This is a genomic window from Pandoraea vervacti (assembly GCF_000934605.2).
GTDB classification, from domain to species: domain Bacteria; phylum Pseudomonadota; class Gammaproteobacteria; order Burkholderiales; family Burkholderiaceae; genus Pandoraea; species Pandoraea vervacti.
Window position 1 is genome coordinate 3,946,767 of record NZ_CP010897.2, and the last position, 18,271, is coordinate 3,965,037.

The 18,271-nt window shown below is 63.5% G+C and carries 13 protein-coding genes and 1 riboswitch; of the genes, 3 read left to right on the plus strand and 10 right to left on the minus strand.

Annotation, left to right across the window (positions count from 1 at the left end; translation table 11 throughout):
- Positions 1 to 317: 317 nt before the first annotated feature.
- The 4 genes from UC34_RS17135 to UC34_RS17150 form a co-directional block, all read right to left on the minus strand.
- Positions 318 to 3,752: an autotransporter family protein gene (locus UC34_RS17135; protein WP_157123225.1), complete on the minus strand. Its 3,435-nt coding sequence runs from the start codon at positions 3,750 to 3,752 to the stop codon at positions 318 to 320.
- 916 nt (positions 3,753 to 4,668) lie between these two features.
- Entirely contained in the window at positions 4,669 to 5,151 is a 483-nt protein-coding gene (nrdR, locus tag UC34_RS17140) for a transcriptional regulator NrdR (protein ID WP_044456512.1), read from the minus strand.
- Positions 5,152 to 5,169: 18 nt separating this feature from the next.
- The gene (glyA, locus tag UC34_RS17145) at positions 5,170 to 6,417 is read right to left on the minus strand and encodes a serine hydroxymethyltransferase (RefSeq protein ID WP_044456514.1); all 1,248 of its coding nucleotides are present in this window, start codon (positions 6,415 to 6,417) and stop codon (positions 5,170 to 5,172) included.
- Between the two features lie 99 nt (positions 6,418 to 6,516).
- Positions 6,517 to 6,624: riboswitch (ZMP/ZTP riboswitch) on the minus strand.
- Between the two features lie 31 nt (positions 6,625 to 6,655).
- Entirely contained in the window at positions 6,656 to 7,675 is a 1,020-nt protein-coding gene (locus UC34_RS17150) for a zinc-dependent alcohol dehydrogenase family protein (protein WP_044458322.1), read from the minus strand.
- Between the two features lie 160 nt (positions 7,676 to 7,835).
- Here UC34_RS17150 and UC34_RS17155 point away from each other — a divergent pair, with 160 nt between their 5' ends.
- Entirely contained in the window at positions 7,836 to 8,768 is a 933-nt protein-coding gene (locus UC34_RS17155) for a LysR family transcriptional regulator (RefSeq protein ID WP_044456516.1), read from the plus strand.
- A gap of 76 nt (positions 8,769 to 8,844) precedes the next feature.
- On the opposite strand, the gene UC34_RS17160 is transcribed toward UC34_RS17155, so the two are convergent.
- Positions 8,845 to 10,263, minus strand: a complete 1,419-nt coding sequence (locus tag UC34_RS17160; protein ID WP_044456517.1) for a hypothetical protein — start codon at positions 10,261 to 10,263, stop codon at positions 8,845 to 8,847.
- A gap of 268 nt (positions 10,264 to 10,531) precedes the next feature.
- Here UC34_RS17160 and UC34_RS17165 point away from each other — a divergent pair, with 268 nt between their 5' ends.
- Positions 10,532 to 11,050, plus strand: a complete 519-nt coding sequence (locus UC34_RS17165; protein ID WP_044456518.1) for a 2-thiouracil desulfurase family protein — start codon at positions 10,532 to 10,534, stop codon at positions 11,048 to 11,050.
- Between the two features lie 42 nt (positions 11,051 to 11,092).
- Here UC34_RS17165 and UC34_RS17170 read toward each other — a convergent pair whose 3' ends face one another.
- The 5 genes from UC34_RS17170 to UC34_RS17190 all read right to left on the minus strand — a co-directional run bounded on the left by UC34_RS17170 (position 11,093) and on the right by UC34_RS17190 (position 17,502).
- Positions 11,093 to 11,674, minus strand: coding sequence for a DJ-1/PfpI family protein (locus tag UC34_RS17170; RefSeq protein WP_044456519.1), 582 nt, complete (start codon positions 11,672 to 11,674; stop codon positions 11,093 to 11,095).
- Positions 11,675 to 11,921: 247 nt separating this feature from the next.
- Positions 11,922 to 13,211, minus strand: coding sequence for a benzoyl-CoA 2,3-epoxidase subunit BoxA (boxA, locus tag UC34_RS17175; RefSeq protein ID WP_044456520.1), 1,290 nt, complete (start codon positions 13,209 to 13,211; stop codon positions 11,922 to 11,924).
- 37 nt (positions 13,212 to 13,248) lie between these two features.
- Complete coding sequence (gene boxB, locus UC34_RS17180; protein WP_044456521.1) at positions 13,249 to 14,676, minus strand: benzoyl-CoA 2,3-epoxidase subunit BoxB; 1,428 nt, start codon at positions 14,674 to 14,676, stop codon at positions 13,249 to 13,251.
- A gap of 143 nt (positions 14,677 to 14,819) precedes the next feature.
- Complete coding sequence (gene boxC / locus UC34_RS17185) at positions 14,820 to 16,475, minus strand: 2,3-epoxybenzoyl-CoA dihydrolase (RefSeq protein ID WP_044456522.1); 1,656 nt, start codon at positions 16,473 to 16,475, stop codon at positions 14,820 to 14,822.
- Positions 16,476 to 16,587: 112 nt separating this feature from the next.
- Positions 16,588 to 17,502 (minus strand): helix-turn-helix transcriptional regulator, encoded by a 915-nt coding sequence (locus UC34_RS17190; RefSeq protein ID WP_044456523.1) that lies wholly within the window; start codon positions 17,500 to 17,502, stop codon positions 16,588 to 16,590.
- A 279-nt stretch (positions 17,503 to 17,781) separates the two neighbouring features.
- Between UC34_RS17190 and UC34_RS17195 the strand changes: the two genes are divergently transcribed.
- A complete protein-coding gene (locus tag UC34_RS17195) occupies positions 17,782 to 18,252 on the plus strand; it encodes a DUF4863 family protein (protein WP_044456524.1) in 471 nt (156 codons plus the stop codon).
- Positions 18,253 to 18,271: the final 19 nt, after the last annotated feature.

Genomic DNA, 18,271 nt, shown 5'->3' on the forward strand with positions numbered 1-18,271 from the left:
GTCAAATTGCAAAAGGATAATTTTCTTTTTTCAAAAATCGCTCACCCCCATATCTCATTACCATCTCCCTATCCCAAACGCAGACGAAACCGGGGCACAAACCCGGCGAGGCGATCACCACGATTGAGGCTTTTCCTTACCTTGTACGGGTACGCCCGAATGCCCGCGCGCAGAGAACGAACAACAAAAAACCCGTCGAGCCCTCTCGGACTCGACGGGTTTCTTTCCGGCCCCGACAGCACAGGCCAGCACCGGCGTCACCCATTACGGCGTGCTCAACGTCCGGGGCCGCTGCCCCACCGAACGACGACAAGATCTCAGAATCGATACCTTGCCGAAATCCCGCCGGCAACGGCGCTTTCGCCCTGCCGCACGCTCGCGTTAGCGCCGAGATGCACGTTGAGTTGCTTCCTGAATCGGAGATCGACGCCCAGGTCGGCGGTGAGAATGTCCCGTCCCAACGTCGGCCCCTTCACATTGAACGCACGTGGTGCGCCGTAAAGCGTGTTCGTCAGGCTACTCTGCGGATTGCCGAATTCGTGCTCGTAGGCCAAACGCAGTGTCGGCGTGAGCTTGCCGCCCTCGAAGTCGAACACGTCGCGCGAGACACGTACGCCGAACACGCTGCGCGCCGACGTTTGCGACTGCGCACCGACCCGCAGACCATCGTTGCCGGCAGCACCGTCGCGACTCGTCTCGTCGAACCCGTTCAGACGCGTCGAGGCAATGCGCACGCCCACCGACGGATCGACGTTAAAGCCAGCCACGTCGAAACGTTTGCCAATCTCGCCGAACGCACCGAACGTGTTGCCACCGGTCTTGCCCGACAGGCGCGACGATGCGCCGCGGGCGCCAACCGTGCGCTCGGTCGTCACGCTGTGATTCGTGTAGGACACGCCGCCGCCCACGAACACGTTCGCGTCGTTCAGGTGCGAGCCGTAGAGCCCCAGACTGACGCTGTTGATTTTCGATTCGCCAGGCATGCCGTCGGCCTTCGAGCGCTGATTGCCCATGCCCAATGCGGCACCGACGACTGTGTCGTGGCCAATGCGCTTGTCCACGCCGATGGCGCCGTCGATACCGCGAACGTCGAACGACAGGGCGTTGCCGCGCTGGCGTGTGTTGCCGCCCGCGAACGACGCCCATGCGGCGATCCCGTTGTCGGGAGCCTGGGCTGCGTTGACGGTGCGGTCGTCGAACATGGCGCCGCCCGCGAGCATGCGTGCCTGCATACCACGCTGGAACGCCGTATTCGCCCCTTGCGCCGCCGTGGCGTTGTTCAGCAGCGATTCCCCCGAAAGCAGGCTTGCCGCGCGGCGTTGCTCGGGCGAGCCGGCGATCTGAAGCGCCATTTCCGAGAGCACTTTGCCGCCGATCCGAGCGGACGTCAGGTCGCCCACAGCGATACCGTCGACCGATGCCAGCATGGCCCGTTCGTTCGCGCGATAGACGCCATCCGCCGCCAGGTACTGCACCACGCTCTGACCCGTGACGACGCCGGTCGGGCGCGTCGTGTCGGGCTCGACAGGGGACGTCGTATCCGGGTTTGCCGGATCGACGGGGTCCTTCGTGTCGGGGTCAGTCGGGTCCGTTGGGTCGATGGGATTGGTCGGGTCGGTGGGGTCGGTGGGGTCGGTGGGGTCGGTGGGGTCGGTGGGGTCGGTGGGGTCGGTGGGGTCGGTCGGGTCCGGAGTCTTGTCCACGGTAATGCTGCCGAGCGTCACCTTGCCGAGCGTAGCGGACTTGCCGTCGGCAACGCTCACCACGCCGAGCTTGTCCTGCACATCGGCAAGCACGACATCGTGCGCGACCGAAACGTGGATCTCCGTGTTGGTGAAATCACTATTCTCGGCTACCTGGATAGCGCCACCGCTCACGCCGCCGTCGACTTTCGACACGCGCGATGTGATCTGCGCGCCGGGCTGCGACGTATACCGCCCCACGACGAGCTTGTTCGTCCCCAAATCGATCCGACCCGCGTTGTCGACGCTTTGGACGCCAGCCACAGACCTCGTGAGCGCGATGGCCCCGTGTTTGCCGATCGTCACCGCTCCCGAGCCGAGCGCCCCCTCGTGCGCGGCCGTCAGGTTGCCGCCCTGCACGTCCAGCGATGCCACACCGCTCTGGTCGGCCGTCAGCGTCAAATTGCCCGCCCCCACCTTGACCAGACGAGCGCCTGCGGCAACGGACCGGGGGGATGCGTCCGGCACGCGCTTCGGCGTCACGCCGGACGACAGATGCGTCATGCGCTTGCGCGCGACGCGGGCATCCGGCAATTCCGTTACCGCCACGATCCGACCGTCGAACGTGTCGTTCAGTCCCAGCGCCCCTAACTCGACCGTCGTGTCGCCCGTCACCAGATCGCCGTTGCCCGTCAGGGAGCCCATGGTGATCTTGCGCTGCCCGGCCTCGGAGGGTGATTCGACCTGGGCAACGTCGAGCACCCCATTGTCGAGCGCGATGCGTGCGGCGTGAGCGGTAGTCGCACCGATGAATTCGACGCTTCCCTGATTCGTCAGGCTGACATTGTCGAGCGCGGTATCCAGAACGCTCAGATAGCCGTGCGCGCCGTTGCGAAGTTGCGCATTCCCGCCTCGGGATTGCGAGAGCGTGGCTTCGCCCATGTTGACGAGCGCCATGTTGCCGAGATTCGCGTCGCGAATGCGAAGGTCGGCGTCAGCGCCGTTCGTCACATGTGCAGATCCCCCATGCACCTCGGTCAATGCCGCCCACCCCGTGTTGGTCAGTTGCATGTCTTCGAGACGCGTGTTCAGGAAATCGGCGTGGCCTTCCCGATAGTTCACGACTTGGCTAGTCCCCATGGAAGCGTCGTTCGCCACCAGTTCGCCCGAGTTCCTGATCGTTGCGCTTGCGGCGCGCGCGCTCTCGAAATGTGCGCTACCGCCTTCGACGAGAAGCGTGCTTGCACCGGCATCCGAGTCCTTTTCGAAACGGACCTGCGCGCCATCCAAAACGGCAATACGCGCATTGCCCGCGCTCGTCCCGGCATTAAAGACGATTTTTCCCGGGCGGTGCTTGCTGGCGACCTCACCCGAAGCGCGTTCGCCAGGGCGATCCCCATCGGTTACTTCGAGTGCATCGGCGCCTCGCCCGGCCATGAGAATCACGTCATGCGCCGCGCTGTCGACGCCCTTGCCGTTCGCAACGAAGTTCAGCACGCCGTTGGTACCGACCGCGATCATGGTTCCTGTGTCCGCCTCGAGCGCATGATGCACGTTCAACGTCCCCCCCGCCACGCCGATGACGTGCCTGGCATCCGGCTTTACACGGATCGTGCCGACGTCACGAACCCCGCCGACGGTGTCCTTCAACGCCTCGGACCAGGGCCCGGACCGTGCGGTCAGTTCCAGTGACGTATCTTTTCCAACGACACTGGCCCCTTCCGGATATCCGGTATCGAAGTCGGCGTTGAACAGGTTCTCGTCGCGCCATGACAGCGCAGTGAATTTCTCGGGGTCAGGCAATGCCCGGGAGACAAGCTCGTTGGTATTCGCCATTCGACGGAAGGCCGTTTCGTCGGCTTGCCTCAGGCGATCGATCCGCGCCTCCAATGCGCTTGCCGCCTGGCTCAGCGCAAAGGCTTCGTCGCGTACACGGTCGTGGGCCGAGCGGTCCGCGAGATAGACGGACAGCGCTTCATGCCTTGCCGCCTTGTCTTGCTCGGGCGCGGTCAATACGTCCTTGACCTTCTCGCGAATCTTTTCAAGGTCCTGCTTCCGGAGATCTTTCATCCACGGTTGCACTTTGCTTTCCCTGCCCTTCACACCGACAACACGAATTGCCGCATCGATTTTTTCAGAATACTCTCGCAGCTTCTCATCGATCTCCGCAACATCTCCGAGACGCGAGATATCCGACAAAATATCCGAATTCATCGATTTCACGGCGGATAGATTATCGAAAATATCGCTTTTTCTGCCAAATTCGGTTTTCACCTGAGATAGACGATCATTCAGAAATTTAACGACGTCGTCTCTCTTGTGGTTCCAGGACGCGATCTCGGCAACGTTGCCCAAGCTCACTGCCGCCTGCGCCGGCAGCCCCATTGCCGCTACCATCGTAGCGGCCGCCAGGCATATTTTGGATCGATAAAACGTTCTCTCTTTTTTAACCTTCGCCTGCATTCGACAATTTCCCTATTCAATTCGCTTTCAACAGCAGTCAATTCGACTGCCTCCCCAACGACGAAAATCACACCGCCGTCAAGACCGCGAATTCTAGAGATTAACTATCGAATTCTGATCAACCTCATCATTTTTTGGTACTTACCCCATAATGACATCAACATTTATGATTGGGGCAATTCTTAATTTTATTGATTTAAAAAACATAGACGCTTCCCAAAATAATCAGAATACCCGTCATGAATCGCCCAAAAGTATCGTCAAGTGCGGCATGTGCACAACACCGCACCGCCTCCTTTCAGTCACGGCCCATGCTCGCGTGCCATGGGTTTCGTGTGACGGGCGCCCCCTTGAGCCGCGAACGCCGTTGCGTTGCTCACGGCCATAAAAAAACCGTCGCGCCCTTTCGGGCACGACGGTTTTTTGCTTGTCCTAACAGCTTGTCCTTGCAACCAGTCAAGCCATTGAGCCTGTCACGGTCGCATGCACAGTCGTCACGCAAACGCTCACGCGCTCATCCACTTCACGCCACCGGCTTGCGCTTTGGCTTGATATCGGTGCTGTCGATCTCTTCGAGCACGTCGCGAAATTCCGCAATGTCCTCGAAGCTCCGATAGACCGATGCGAAACGGATGTAAGCGATCTTGTCCAGGCGCTTCAACTCGCGCATCACCAATTCGCCAATGCGCTGGCTGATCACCTCGCGCTCCGCACCGGCCAGCAGTTTGTACTCGATGCGCGCGATCGCGGCGTCCATCGCTTCGGCGCTCACGGGACGCTTGCGAATGGCCAACTGCATGCTGGCGCGCACCTTCGCGCGATCATACTCGGCGCGGCTGCCGTCTTTCTTGACGACGACCGGCATCGCGAGCTCGACACGCTCGTACGTCGTGAAACGCTTGTCGCACGACGGGCATTTCCGGCGCCGCCGGATGGCAGCGCCGTCTTCCGCTTCACGCGAGTCGATGACCTGCGTGTCGTCGTGCCGGCAGAACGGGCAGCGCATGCGTGCGACGCCTGTGGCTTAGCCGTAGACCGGGAAACGCTTGGTCAACTCGGCCACTTGTGCGCGCACACGGGCCAGGTTTTCTGCGTCTTCCGGATTGTCGAGCACGTCGGCGATCAGGTTGCCAACCAGCTCGGCTTCGGCTTCCTTGAAACCGCGCGTGGTCATGGCCGGCGAACCCAGACGCACACCGCTCGTCACGAACGGCTTTTCCGGATCGTTCGGAATCGCATTCTTGTTGACGGTGATGTGGGCTTCGCCCAGCGCGGCTTCGGCAGCCTTACCGGTGATGTTCTTCGCGCGCAGGTCGACCAGCATGACGTGCGACTCGGTGCGACCCGACACAATGCGCAGGCCGCGCTTGACCAGCGTTTCGGCCATCACGCGGGCGTTCTTGGCGACTTGCTGTTGGTATTCCTTGAATTCCGGCGTTGCGGCTTCCTTGAACGCGACGGCCTTACCGGCGATCACGTGCATGAGCGGGCCGCCCTGGATACCCGGGAAGATGGCCGAGTTGATGGCCTTCTCGAACTCCGCCTTCATCAGGATCACGCCACCGCGCGGGCCGCGCAGGCTCTTGTGCGTGGTCGTGGTGACGAAGTCGGCGTGCGGCACCGGGTTCGGGTACACGCCGGCGGCGATCAGACCGGCGTAGTGCGCCATGTCGACCATGAAATAGGCGCCAACCGACTTGGCGATTTTTGCCATGCGCTCGAAATCGATCTTCAGCGCGAAGGCCGAGGCGCCCGCCACGATCATCTTCGGCTTGTGTTGCTCGGCCAGCTTTTGCGCGGCGTCGTAATCGATGTCCTCGGCTTCGTTCAGGCCATAGCTCACCACGTTGAACCACTTGCCCGACATGTTGACCGGCGAGCCGTGCGTGAGGTGGCCACCGTGCGCCAGGCTCATGCCCATGATCGTGTCGCCCGGCTTGAGCATGGCGAAGTACACGCCCTGGTTGGCCTGCGAACCCGAGTTCGGCTGCACGTTGGCGGCTTGCGCGCCGAACAGCGCCTTCACACGGTCGATCGCCAGTTGTTCGACGACGTCGACATACTCGCAACCGCCGTAATAGCGCTTGCCCGGATAACCTTCCGCATACTTGTTGGTCAGTTGCGAGCCCTGCGCTTCCATTACGGCCGGGCTGGTGTAGTTTTCCGAAGCGATCAGTTCGATGTGATCTTCCTGACGCTGGTTTTCCTTCTGAATCGCTGCCCAGACGTCGGGATCGACGGAGGCAACGGTAGATTTCGATTTGTCGAACATGGCGGTTCCGTTGAATTGAACAGGTTTTCCGGGAGGGGGATGCTGCGGCGCGCCTTCCTTTGTGCTTCGGAAGACGATAGACAGGGCAGCACCAACCATCACGGCTGCCCAGGCGAACGGCAAATAAGACCCCGGCGCTTCCCGGTGGGTTGCTCCACCTCGGGCGCACAAGGCTGTGCACCCTAATCGCCAGTCACGCGGGGTTTGTGGCGTCGACAGTTTATGCGAGGTTGCGGCGTTAGGCAACCGGCCCCGAACCCGTTGAGACACGCACCACCACCTTGCCGAACGCCCCGCGGCGCAGGTGCGCGAGCGCCTGAGCGAAGTCGGCGAAATCGTAGACGGCGTCGACCACCGGCGCAATGCCGTGCCGGTCGACCGCCGTCACCAACGCCTCCAGCCCCTGGCGGTGCCCAACGCCAATGCCCTGTACGTGCGCCCGCTTGAGCAGCATCGAATACACGGGCAATTGCAGGGTGTCGCCGCCCAGCGTGCCGATCACCGACACCTTGCCGCCCGGCGCCAGCGCCGTCATGGTCTCGCGCATGTCGCCGCCAGCGAGCTCGAGCGCCTGCTCGACACCCTTGCCCTGCGTCAGCTTGCGCACTTCCTCCGCCCAACCTTCCTGTCGTGGGATGCCATGCGTGACGCCGAGCGCCGCCGCACGCGCCAGTTTGTCTGCGCTACCGCTCACCACAATTGCCGTCGCACCGTGAGCGAGCGCCAGTTGCGCGCCGAACAGCGCCACGCCGCCTGTGCCGATCATTAGCACCGTCTCGCCGGACACGAGCTTGCGGCCGGCGCCGAAAAGCGCGAACCAGGCGGTCAACCCTGCGCAAGTGAGCGTTGACGCGGCCACGTCGTCGAGCGAAGACGGGGCGCGCACCAGCGCCGCTTCGTCGAACCCGGCGTATTCACGCAATACGCCCTGCAACGTCCCGCCGAAGAGCTTCAGGCCCGCCGGCGCGTGTTCTCCGTCGAACCAGCGATCCCAGAACGTATTGACGACGCGCTCGCCAACGCGCACGCGCGTCACGTCCGCGCCCACCGCGACGACTTCCCCGGCCATGTCCGAGCCCGGCACAAACGGAAACGACACCGGCAATCCCATGCCGGTATCGATCATCAGGGCGTCACGGTAATTGAGCGATACCGCCTTCACGCGGACGAGGACTTCTCCGGGGCCGGGTGTCGGCACGTCCACCGTCGCCAGTTCCAGCGCCGCCTCGCCCAAAGTCGCCATTTGCCATTGCTGCATCGTTGCCATTGCCAGTTCTCCAATCCTTGTATCGACGCATCCCCGACGGGGATCCTTGTATGTCCGGCAGGCCCTGCCTGTCCGAGGGACATGGACACGATTAGCTTATTGGAGAATACTTCGCGGCAGTGATGGCAATTTATCCACTAATTGGCGACTTATGAGAACCAATGAGACCTACACGCCTGACCGGCTTTCGGGCATCTCGGCCTTCGTGGCGGCGGTGGATGCGGGCAGCTTCGCGGGCGCGGCGCAACGGTTGCATCTCACACGCTCTGCGGTGGCCAAGCGTATCGGCCGTCTGGAAACGCGTCTTGGCGTACGCCTGTTTCACCGCACCACCCGCAGTCAGCATCTGACCGACGCGGGGCAAACGTTCTATCAGCGCTGCACGAAGGTGCTCGCGGAGTTGTCGGAAGCCGAGGACGAATTGAGCGCCGGCGCCCTGACGCCCATGGGCAAGCTTCGGGTGACCATGCCCGTGCAGATCGGACGCCAGTGCATCGCGCCGGTGTTGCTGGCGCTGGCCGGGACGCATCCGCAGTTGCGGCTTGAAATGGCGTTCAGCGACCGCCGTGTCGATCTGATCGAAGAAGGCTTCGATCTCGCCGTTCGCAGCGGACGTCTCGATGACACACCGGGACTCAAGGCGCGCCCGCTCGGCGAACAGACGATGTTGCTATGCGCGTCCGGCGCGTACCTCGCGGCCAACGGCACGCCGCAAACGGTCGAGGATCTCGCCGACCATGAGCGTCTGATGTACGGGCGCGGCGCCAATCTCTATCAATGGCCCACCTTGCCGAGACTTCCCGAAGCGTCTGCCGCCACACGTCGCACGCCGCGCTTCGTACTGGACGACCTCGTCGCGCTCGTGGAAGCGGCAGAGCTGGGACTGGGCATTGCATGCATCCCGCGCTGGGTGGCGATGCAATCGCTCAGCGCCGGTACCCTCGTGCAATTGCTGCCGCAGACCTATACGCCCGGCACGCCGCTGCATCTGGTCTGGCCCGATACACGGCACCCGTCGCCCAAGCTGCGCGCCGCGATCGACGCGCTGGTAGGCGCCGTCCCCGCTTTGCTCGGCATGCCGTGATGGCGCCCGCCCTCCCCGTTCGCGCGCCGGGGGCGAACCGCGATGTCCGACGGCGTACCTTGACGGCGACGCACGCTCAACGCTCGCTTCGGTACAAGAACGGTTCCTGCTGGGCATCGACGGCCTGCGCGCGCGTGCCGTACATATATGCCCAGGTCTGCGCCGCCCACAGACCGCCGAGCAGCCGAACGAGGCTGTCGCGCCGGTCCAGAAGGTGACTCGCGAGCGTCTGCGGGTCCAACATCCGCATATCCTCCCCGGACGCCGCATCACTGCCGGCGCGCCCCACCCGGCAGGCGGCTTCGACCCACGACCTGACTTCCCGCGCCGACAGCCTGCTCAGCCGATACGCCATCTCGGCAGCCACCGCCCGCACGCTCGTCGGATTTCGCAATTCGTCCCCGCGCGTTTTCGTCGATGCGTCTCGTGCGAACCCCGCAAGCCGACGAACGAACGGTGCGCAATGTTCGCCGTAAGGAAATTGCGAAAGATCGGCCAGTGCGTCGTCTGGCAACGTAGCGTCGAAATTGGCGGCCTCGCGACGAAACGTGGATGTCAGTGCGGGTAGCGACGGCACCGCCTCGCGCTGCGCGAGCGCGAGGTCATACGCCTGCGCCTTGAGCCGCCCCTGAAATCCCAGATGCAGGCACGCGTCGAAGTCGAGCGACATCGCGCACGGCAGGTCGTTCATGTCCCGCCACACGCCGATGTTCTCCATGAAGACATTGCACATGTCCCAGTTGCCGAGCCACAGTCCGGCAATGTAATGACGTTCCAGCGCACTTTGATAGACGTCAGGCAGCGCCTGACACAGACGCAGACGCATGGCGTTGCGATGCGCCAATGCGTCGGCATACGCGCGCGCCGACTCGCCACGCAGCGCATGAAACGGCAGCCCCCCGGCATCGGCGAGCACCTGCGCCATGCGCGCCCGCGCGTCGATCGCTTCGGCGCGTGCGTGGCGCAACCATGGCGGCGCGGGTTGACCCGCACCTTCGAAAACGCGCCAGGCGTCGTCCCCTTCGATCCATTCGCCGAGATCGCGATACCCGGACAGAAAGGTGGTGGCCAGATACACGCGATCGGGCTCGAGCGTGCAATCGAATGCCTGCGAACAACCCTTTACCAGCATCGCGGTTGGCGTGGCCAGACCGAGCGCGCCAAAGAGCCGCGAGGCGAGCCACGCCTGTGCCGCATGTGCCGGGCTCGGGTATGCCTTGACGACGTACTGCGGCGCGTCGGCGAGCGGCATGAGCGACATGCGGACCGCGCCTTCGCTACTTCCCAACGCCGGGGCATCGGGCACACGGGTCGCCGACGAGAAATCGTAAGGACCGATGTCCGGCAACGGCGCGCCGCTACCGTCATGACCGATCACGGCGCCGAAGACCCCGGAGGGACCCGCTTCAGGCAGCAGGCGCCCGCTCGCGGGGACATCGCTATGCAGCCAATTGTGGTTGACGTCGACTTGAGCCTTATAGGCGTTGGCGCGCATCACGACTCTCCCTGGTCGTAGCACGGGGATGGAGACGTTCTCTGCGCAGACCCTCCGGCGCGCGACATGCATCGTGCACGCGGTAGGCAACTTCGCAAGCTTCGCGAACGACGCGAACGTCGGACTCCCCAGTTAAGATCGGCAAATCTTGCTGCGCCCCCGGACTTCCAGCTTTCGAAAATGAAGCAATCTCGGGCAAAGCGACCGTGTCCGATCGCTGCGCGATTCGCGTGTATTCGCATGGAGTCCGGTGTGATAGGCTCGCCGCATGTCCACGTCTGTCCGAGTCCTCGTCAGCAGTTGCCTGCTGGGTCATCCCGTGCGCTATCACGGACGCCCTGCCGCCTGCGAAGCCGACGCCAACGCCGTGCTGGCGCGCTGGCGCGCTGCCGGATGGATAGCGCTCATTTGCCCGGAAGTCGCCGGGGGATTGCCGACCCCACGCCCGCCCGCGGAGATCGAGCACGCCCGGAGCGGCGATGCGGTCTGGCAGCGGCGCGCGCGCGTGATGGATGACACCGGCGCCGACGTCACGGCGCCGTTTCTCGAGGGGGCACGTCGGGCGCTCGCGCTCGCGCGGCGTCACGGCATTCGTGTTGCGGTATTGAAAGAGGACAGCCCGTCGTGCGGCAGCGCGTCGATCTACGACGGCTCGTTTAGCGGCGCGAAGGTCTCAGGCGAGGGGGTGACTGCCGCCTGGTTGCGGCAGCACGGTGTCGAAGTCTTCAGCGAGCACACCATCGCACTCGCCGATGCAAGGCTGCGCGGCCTCTACTCCGATACATAAGCGTTGGACGCGCAGCGTTGCACTGCGCGTCCCGGTCCGGCCTCAGAGCTCGATCTTCGTGCCGAGCACGGCAAGAAACTGTGCGATCCATGCGGGATGCGCAGGCCAGGCGGGCGCGCTCACGAGCTTGCCGTCGGTATGGGCATCGTCGATTGCGATGTCCATGTATTTCCCTCCGGCCAGACGCACCTCCGGCGCACATGCCGGATACGCCGAACACTCGCGCCCCTCGATCACACCGGCGGCGGCGAGCAGTTGCGCACCGTGGCAGATCGCGGCAATCGGCTTGTCGTTTTCCGCAAAATGCCGCACGGCGGCGAGCACGGCGTCGTTGAGCCGCAGATATTCCGGCGCGCGTCCGCCGGGAATGACCAGCGCGTCGAAGTCGGCGGGCGAGAGACCGTCGAATGTCGCGTTCAGCGTGAAGTCGTGGCCACGCTTCTCGCTGTACGTCTGATCGCCTTCGAAATCATGGATGGCAGTGCGCACCTTGTCGCCCGCCTTCTTGCCGGGGCAGACGACTTCCACACGATGTCCCACGGCCATGAGCGCCTGTACGGGCACCATCAGTTCGTAGTCTTCGACGTAATCGCCTGCCAACACCAGAATCCGCTTCTTGCCCATGTGACTCTCCGTTCAGAGAAAAAATGGAAAGGGAAACAGCCCCTCCATGTTACTCAATTCCGGTGACGCCCCCGGCACAACGCGGGCAAAAAAAACCGCGTGCCTGAGCACGCGGCGTCAAGTCGGCGCAAAACGCCGTCGGTCAATCGTACGGGGCCACGTCAATCCACCGACGCGGCCCTCCTGAGTTCACAACAAAGTGACGTGTTACGTCGACGGCGGCAGTTCACTCGCCTGCCCCTCACCGTCAGTAAGTCTCCAGATGCAGACGCCCTTCCGTCTTCATCCGCTGCCAGAGTGTCTGCCAGTCCAGGCCGGCTTCGCCCGCGATGGTTTGCAGCACTTGCAGCACGCCGTCTTCCATGCCTTTCAACCCGCACACGTAGATGTAGGTGTGATCGTGACGCAGCAACGCGGCGACATCTGCTGCGCGCTCGCGCATCGCGTCCTGCACGTAGCGCCTGGGCTGCCCCGGCGTGCGCGAAAACGCGAGATTGGTATCGATGAAGTCCTTCGGCAGATTCAACAGCGGCCCGAAGTACGGCAACTCGCCTTGCGTGCGCGCACCGAAGAACAGCATCAGCTTGCCGGTCGCACCTTTCATGCGGCGCCGACGGCGATACTCCGTCATCGCCCGCATCGGCGCCGCCCCCGTGCCCGTGCAGATCATCAGCAGATGCGAATCGGCATGGTTCGGCATCAGGAACGTGCTGCCGAACGGCCCCATCACGTTCACCACGTCGCCCTTTTTCAGGTCGCACAGATAGTTCGAGCACACGCCGCCGACAGCCTGCCCCTGATGGTCCTTCGTCACGCGTTTGACCGTCAGCGCCAGATTGTTGTAGCCCGGACGCTCACCGTCGCGCGGCGACGCAATCGAGTATTGCCGGGCGTGATGCGCTCGCCCGTCGGCCGTCGTGCCCGGGGGAATGATGCCGATGGACTGCCCTTCGAGCACCGGGAACGGCTGCTTGCCGAAGTCCAGCACGATGTGGTGGATGTCGCTCTCGGTGCTCGCATCCGTCACACGATAGTTGCCCACCACGCTCGCCTGCACCGGCGCCTTGTGGTTGTATAGATTGACGTACGGCTTCGCGGCGGACCACGGCGGCACCACCGAGCCCCGTACCAGGTCCGAGCCGCCAATGACCGGCGCCGACGACTCGGCCGTCATGCCGTTCGTCCCGGCGCCCGCCCCGCCGCTGGACGCCCCTTGCGCCCCTTGCGCCGCCTCGCCGATCGAGCCCTGCCCGGCAAGCGCGTCGTCCTGCACGGGCAGTTCGTCCCACGTGAGCTGTTCGTCGACGGGATAGGCTTCGGCCTTGAGCACGTCGCGCCAGTTGTCGATGGCCCCCGTCGGGCAGGGCGAGATACACGCCATGCACCCATTGCATGTGTCCGCGCGCACAACGTAGTTGTTCTCGTCGTGCGTGATCGCGTCGATCGGACACGTCTCCTCGCAGGTATTGCAGCGAATGCAGATCTCCGGATCGATCAGATGCTGCCTCAGGACTTCGACCGGAACGGGGCCGTTCATGATGCTGTCTCCTTGTGGGGATGGCGCTTGCGGCCGCTTAGTTGAAACGCACGTACTCGAAGTCGATCGGCTGGCGGTTGATGCCCAGCGGGGGCGGCGCGATCCAGTTCGCGAACTTGCCCGGCTCGGTCACGCGCCCCATGAGCGACGCGACATACGCGCGGTCCTCCGACGACGGCAACCACTCGCGCTCATGGGCGGCCCATTCGGCCTCGCTCACGACACGACCGTCCGGCGAAACGCGCACGCCCGCGAACGTACCGATCTGACGATTGAACGCCTTGTGCGGCACCGTCAGGCGCAAGTCGATGCCCGCCTTCTCCAGCACCTTGTTCCAACGGTTCACGCCGGCCACCGAATCCTTGATGTAGTCGTCGCGCAGCACTTCGTTCATGGCGTTGAGCATCGGCACCTCGCGCTCCACGAGCTTGCCGTTGTCCACGTCGAGCAGACGATACATCTGGCCATTGAGTTGATGATCGTCGTCGCGCTTGCTCTCTTCATAGCGCCCCTTCAGACCGGAGCTGTAGAAGATCGCCGCGTTCGACGACTGGTCCGCGCCGAACAGATCGATCGTCACGGAGTAATGGAAGTTGATGTAACGCTGAATCGTCGGCAGATCGATCACACCGGCGGCGCGCAACTTCGAGACGTCGTCCGTCTTCAGTTCGTTCATGACCTGCGCGGTGCGGGCAATCACGCGCGAGACGCCCGACTCGCCCACGAACATGTGATGCGCTTCTTCGGTGAGCATGAACTTCGTAGTGCGCGCCAGCGGATCGAAGCCGGACTCGGCCAGCGCCGAGAGCTGGAACTTGCCGTCGCGGTCGGTGAAGTACGTGAACATGTAGAACGCCAGCCAGTCCGGCGTCTTCTCGTTGAACGCGCCGAGAATGCGGGGATTGTCGTCGTCACCCGAGCGACGGCCGAGCAGCGCCTCGGCTTCTTCGCGGCCATCGCGACCGAAGTAGCGATGCAGCAGGTAGACCATGGCCCACAGGTGACGGCCTTCCTCCACGTTCACCTGAAACAGGTTGCGCAGGTCGTACATCGACGGCGCGGTCAGCCCGAGGTGACGCTGCTGCTCGACCGATGCCGGCTCCGTGTCGCCCTGCGTGACGATGATGCGGCGCAGGTTCGCGCGGTGCTCGCCCGGCACGTCCTGCCACGCGGCTTCGCCCTTGTGCTCGCCGAAGTGGATCTTGCGATCGGCCTCGCCCGGCGTGAGGAAGATGCCCCAGCGATAGTCCGGCATTTTCACGTGATCGAAGTGCGCCCAGCCGCTCGGATCGACGCTCACCGCCGTGCGCAGATAGACGTCGAACCCATGCGAGCCTTCCGGACCCATGTCACCCCACCAGGACAGAAAATTCGGCTGCCACTGTTCGAGCGCGCGTTGCAGCGTGCGGTCGTCCGAGAGGTTGACGTTGTTGGGGATCTTCTCGCTGTAGTTGATCGAAGTCATCGTGGGAATCCTCGTGTCTCGTGCGTATGCTTTGGAAAACGTGTCGTCTCGTCACGTCGGCCGCGTCGTCGCCCGGTGACGACGCGCCACCAGGGTGTCGGTACGTGCCGGTGTCTGCCGGTGCCTGCCGGTGCTTGCCTGTGTCAAACGCGGTTCAGATCGAACTGCGCCTTGTTGCCCTTGCCGTAGACCTTTAGCGCCCCCTTCTCGCCCACGGCGTTCGGACGGATGAAGATCCAGTTCTGCCATGCGGACAAGCGCCCGAAGATGCGCGTGTTCATCGTCTCCTTGCCGTTAAAGCGCAGGTTCGCTTCCATGCCGGTGAGCGCATCGGGCGACATGGCCGCGCGCTCTTCGATGGCGATACGGATTTCGTCCGGCCAGTCGAGATCGTCGACGGCTGCGGTGACCAGTCCAAGTCGCTCCGCCTCGTCCGGACGCACCGGGCGGCCAATGGTGGCGCGCACGGCCTCCAGTTCGGCGGCATCTTCGTAAAAGCGACGCGCCAGACGCGATTGATCGGTCACCATCGGCAGCAGGCCGAAGTTGACTTCGCTGAGCGTGATGGCCGGCTCGTCCTCTTCGCTCGCAGGCAGCGAAGCCATGTACGTGCGATCGGCGGCGAACGCGAATTCGGCGAGCGTGCCGGTAAAGCACGAATCCGGCTCGATCAGTGCGAAGAGCGAACGTGAGGACACATCGATACGCGCGAACGTGCGGCGCAGCATGCCGATGGTTTCGCGCACGAACCAGTGATCCCGATGGGCGAGCAACGACGCGTCGGCGGCAAGCACATGCTTCGCATCGCCTTCCGTGCGCAGCAGCCACGTGCCAATGTCGAGCTCGTTGGTGCGAAGGTTGAGAATGGCGTCATCGAGTTCGCGCGCCATCTTGAGCGGCCACCAGTGGATGCCGGCCGCTTCGATTCCGGCGATGTCCGACGGCGGCGCAGATTTCGGCGCCCGAACCGTAACGCTGGCGGTACGATTCGCGCGATCGATCTCCACTTCCACGAATTCGTAGCGGATCGCGTCCGGCTCGTCGGTGCGCTCGATGCGGGTGAGCGTCACGCCCTTGCCCCCCGGACGGTCGCTGCCTTGCGCGAGTTCCGCCGCGCGGGCCGCCACGGCCTGCGCGAACTGGGCGGGCTTGACCACTTCATCCACGAGACGCCATTGCTTGGCGCGCTCGCCGCGAATGCCTTCGACGATGGTGCAGAAGATGTCCGCACGGTCGTTGCGCACATGGCGCTTGTCGGTCAGACGCGTGAGGCCGCCGGTGCCCGGCAAGACGCCCAGCAACGGCACTTCCGGCAATGCGACCGACGACGAACGGTCGTCCACCAGATAGATCTCGTCGCATGCCAGCGCAAGCTCGTAACCGCCGCCGGCGCAAGCGCCATTCACGGCGGCAATGAACTTCAGGCCCGAGTGACGGCTGGAGTCCTCCAGACCATTACGCGTTTCGTTGGTGAACTTGCAGAAGTTGACCTTCCACGCATGCGAGGAGAGGCCCAGCATGAAGATGTTCGCGCCCGAGCAGAACACGCGGTCCTTGGCGCTCGTGACCACCACCGTCTTGACTTCCGGGTGTTCGAAGCGGATGCGCTGGATGGCGTCATGCAGTTCGATGTCCACGCCCAGGTCGTACGAATTGAGCTTGAGCTTGTAGCCTTCACGAATGCCGCCGTCTTCCGCGATGTCGATGGCAAGCGTTGCCACCGAGCCGTCGAAGCTCAGTTTCCAGTGCTTGTACTGCGTGGGGTCCGTACGGTAGTCGACGTGGGGTTTGCCGAACATGATTGCCTCCAACTCGAATAATGATCTTGTTGAATTGCAATATAGTGCAGCACAAACCCACCGTCAACCGTTTACCGAAATAAAAATGAATTATTTTGCAGAATGACATCCCTTAGTCGGACGACAGTTGCACTGCGAGGCGTCCGCGCAGTTGCAGGTAGGCGTCTGCGAGGGCTTTTCCGCCGGTGTCGAAACTCATGTCGGCCTTGGCGTAGAAGTCCGTGCGCCCGGCCAGAATGCGCTTCAGGTCGTCCATCGCTTCCGCATTGCCCGACATCGGACGCAGGTCGCCTTGCGCCACGACACGCTTCATGTGCTCCTCCGGCGACGCCTGGAGCCACACCGTATAGCAATGCGTGAGCAGGAAGTTGAATGTCGCAGCGTCGCTCACGATGCCGCCCGGCGAGGCGATCACGGCACGCGGATGCTCGGCCACCACCGCTTCGAGCGCCCGCAATTCATAGCGTCGGTAAGCCGTTGCGCCATATAGCGAATAGATCTCGGACGGCGGGCAACCGGCCAGTTGCTCGATCACGCGGTTGAGTTCCACGAACGGCACATGCATGTCGTCGGCCAGCATGCGGCCCAGCGTCGACTTGCCTGCGCCGCGCAGGCCGATGAGCGCGATACGCCCGCGCCGGTCGGGGTCGCGCTCACTGCCCGCGAACAATTCGCTTAGCGCCTGCCGCGCCCGCGTCAGTGCTTCGCCGTCGCGGCCATGAAGGATCTCGCGAATGAGCAGCCACTCGGCGGAGGACGTCGTTTCGTCGCCGACGATTTCCGCCAAAGTGCAATTTAGTGCCTGTGCAAGCTGGCGCAGAAACAGGACGGAGGCGTTCCCGACGCCCGACTCCAAATTGGCCACATGGCGCTCCGAGACCCCTGCGTCCAGCGCCAGCGCCTTGCGCGTCAGGCCACGACGGGCGCGCAGGGTACGGACACGCTCGCCCAGCGCTACCAGGAACGGGTCCTTGTCACCGGCGCCACGGGCCGTCGGCACCCCATCGGCTTGCGCACTCTTATTCATCGGAGGAAGTCCTCGAAGCAGATAACATGTAATATATTGCTTGACAGCCAAATTTGCATGCTCTAATTTTCACCATGCGTCGATAAAAAAGCAAACGCGAGCCGGGTGTCCTGTGCATCGTCATTGATCGGCGTCATATCAATCGCTCAACAGACAGTGCGCCGAGCGGCGCTCGCGCTGACGACAGGGCATGGAAGTGACGATGCCGGCCTGCAGGAATTCAGGCCTCGTCGGTCGGCGCGAACGGTATCGCCACTGCGACGTCCCCAGGAGACATGGATGGATGTGCCCCAATTTCAGGCGCTGATTGCCGAGGTGACCCGTCAACTCGACGCTCGCGCGCTCGACGCCTCGCTCGCCGACTGGCTCAACGCCCGGTATGGCGCCGGCTCCCCGGGTTATGAAGCGCTCGCCGAGGCGTGCCGCACCGGCGTGGCCGAAGGCTGGCTGTGCAATCGCGAAGGCGGCGGCATTCGTTACGGCCGCGTCATCAAGCCCACGCCCGACACGCACGGCTTTTCCGTCGATGTCGTCGACATGGCCGATCTGGCGGGTCCGCATCATGTGCATCCCAATGGGGAGATCGACCTGATCATGCCGCTCACGCCGGGTGCGACCTTCGATGGTCACCCCGCTGGCTGGTGCGTGTACGGCCCGGGCACGGCACATCGGCCAACGGTCGCTCAAGGGCGCGCCCTCGTGCTGTACCTCCTGCCCGATGGCGCGATCGAGTTCACGCGCAACGCGTAAGCCGTCATCGCTACACGTG

What these genes read in the sequence shown, in the direction of transcription:
- UC34_RS17135 (WP_157123225.1), bottom strand. Translation starts at nt 3,752, where the DNA reads ATGAAAGATCTCCGGAAGCAGGACCTTGAAAAGATTCGCGAGAAGGTC.
- UC34_RS17150 (WP_044458322.1), bottom strand. Translation starts at nt 7,675, where the DNA reads ATGCAGCAATGGCAAATGGCGACTTTGGGCGAGGCGGCGCTGGAACTG.
- UC34_RS17190 (WP_044456523.1), bottom strand. Translation starts at nt 17,502, where the DNA reads ATGAATAAGAGTGCGCAAGCCGATGGGGTGCCGACGGCCCGTGGCGCC.
- UC34_RS17165 (WP_044456518.1), top strand. Translation starts at nt 10,532, where the DNA reads ATGTCCACGTCTGTCCGAGTCCTCGTCAGCAGTTGCCTGCTGGGTCAT.
- UC34_RS17195 (WP_044456524.1), top strand. Translation starts at nt 17,782, where the DNA reads ATGGATGTGCCCCAATTTCAGGCGCTGATTGCCGAGGTGACCCGTCAA.
- nrdR (WP_044456512.1), bottom strand. Translation starts at nt 5,151, where the DNA reads ATGCGCTGCCCGTTCTGCCGGCACGACGACACGCAGGTCATCGACTCG.
- UC34_RS17155 (WP_044456516.1), top strand. Translation starts at nt 7,836, where the DNA reads ATGAGAACCAATGAGACCTACACGCCTGACCGGCTTTCGGGCATCTCG.
- boxA (WP_044456520.1), bottom strand. Translation starts at nt 13,211, where the DNA reads ATGAACGGCCCCGTTCCGGTCGAAGTCCTGAGGCAGCATCTGATCGAT.
- UC34_RS17160 (WP_044456517.1), bottom strand. Translation starts at nt 10,263, where the DNA reads ATGCGCGCCAACGCCTATAAGGCTCAAGTCGACGTCAACCACAATTGG.
- boxC (WP_044456522.1), bottom strand. Translation starts at nt 16,475, where the DNA reads ATGTTCGGCAAACCCCACGTCGACTACCGTACGGACCCCACGCAGTAC.
- UC34_RS17170 (WP_044456519.1), bottom strand. Translation starts at nt 11,674, where the DNA reads ATGGGCAAGAAGCGGATTCTGGTGTTGGCAGGCGATTACGTCGAAGAC.
- glyA (WP_044456514.1), bottom strand. Translation starts at nt 6,417, where the DNA reads ATGTTCGACAAATCGAAATCTACCGTTGCCTCCGTCGATCCCGACGTC.
- boxB (WP_044456521.1), bottom strand. Translation starts at nt 14,676, where the DNA reads ATGACTTCGATCAACTACAGCGAGAAGATCCCCAACAACGTCAACCTC.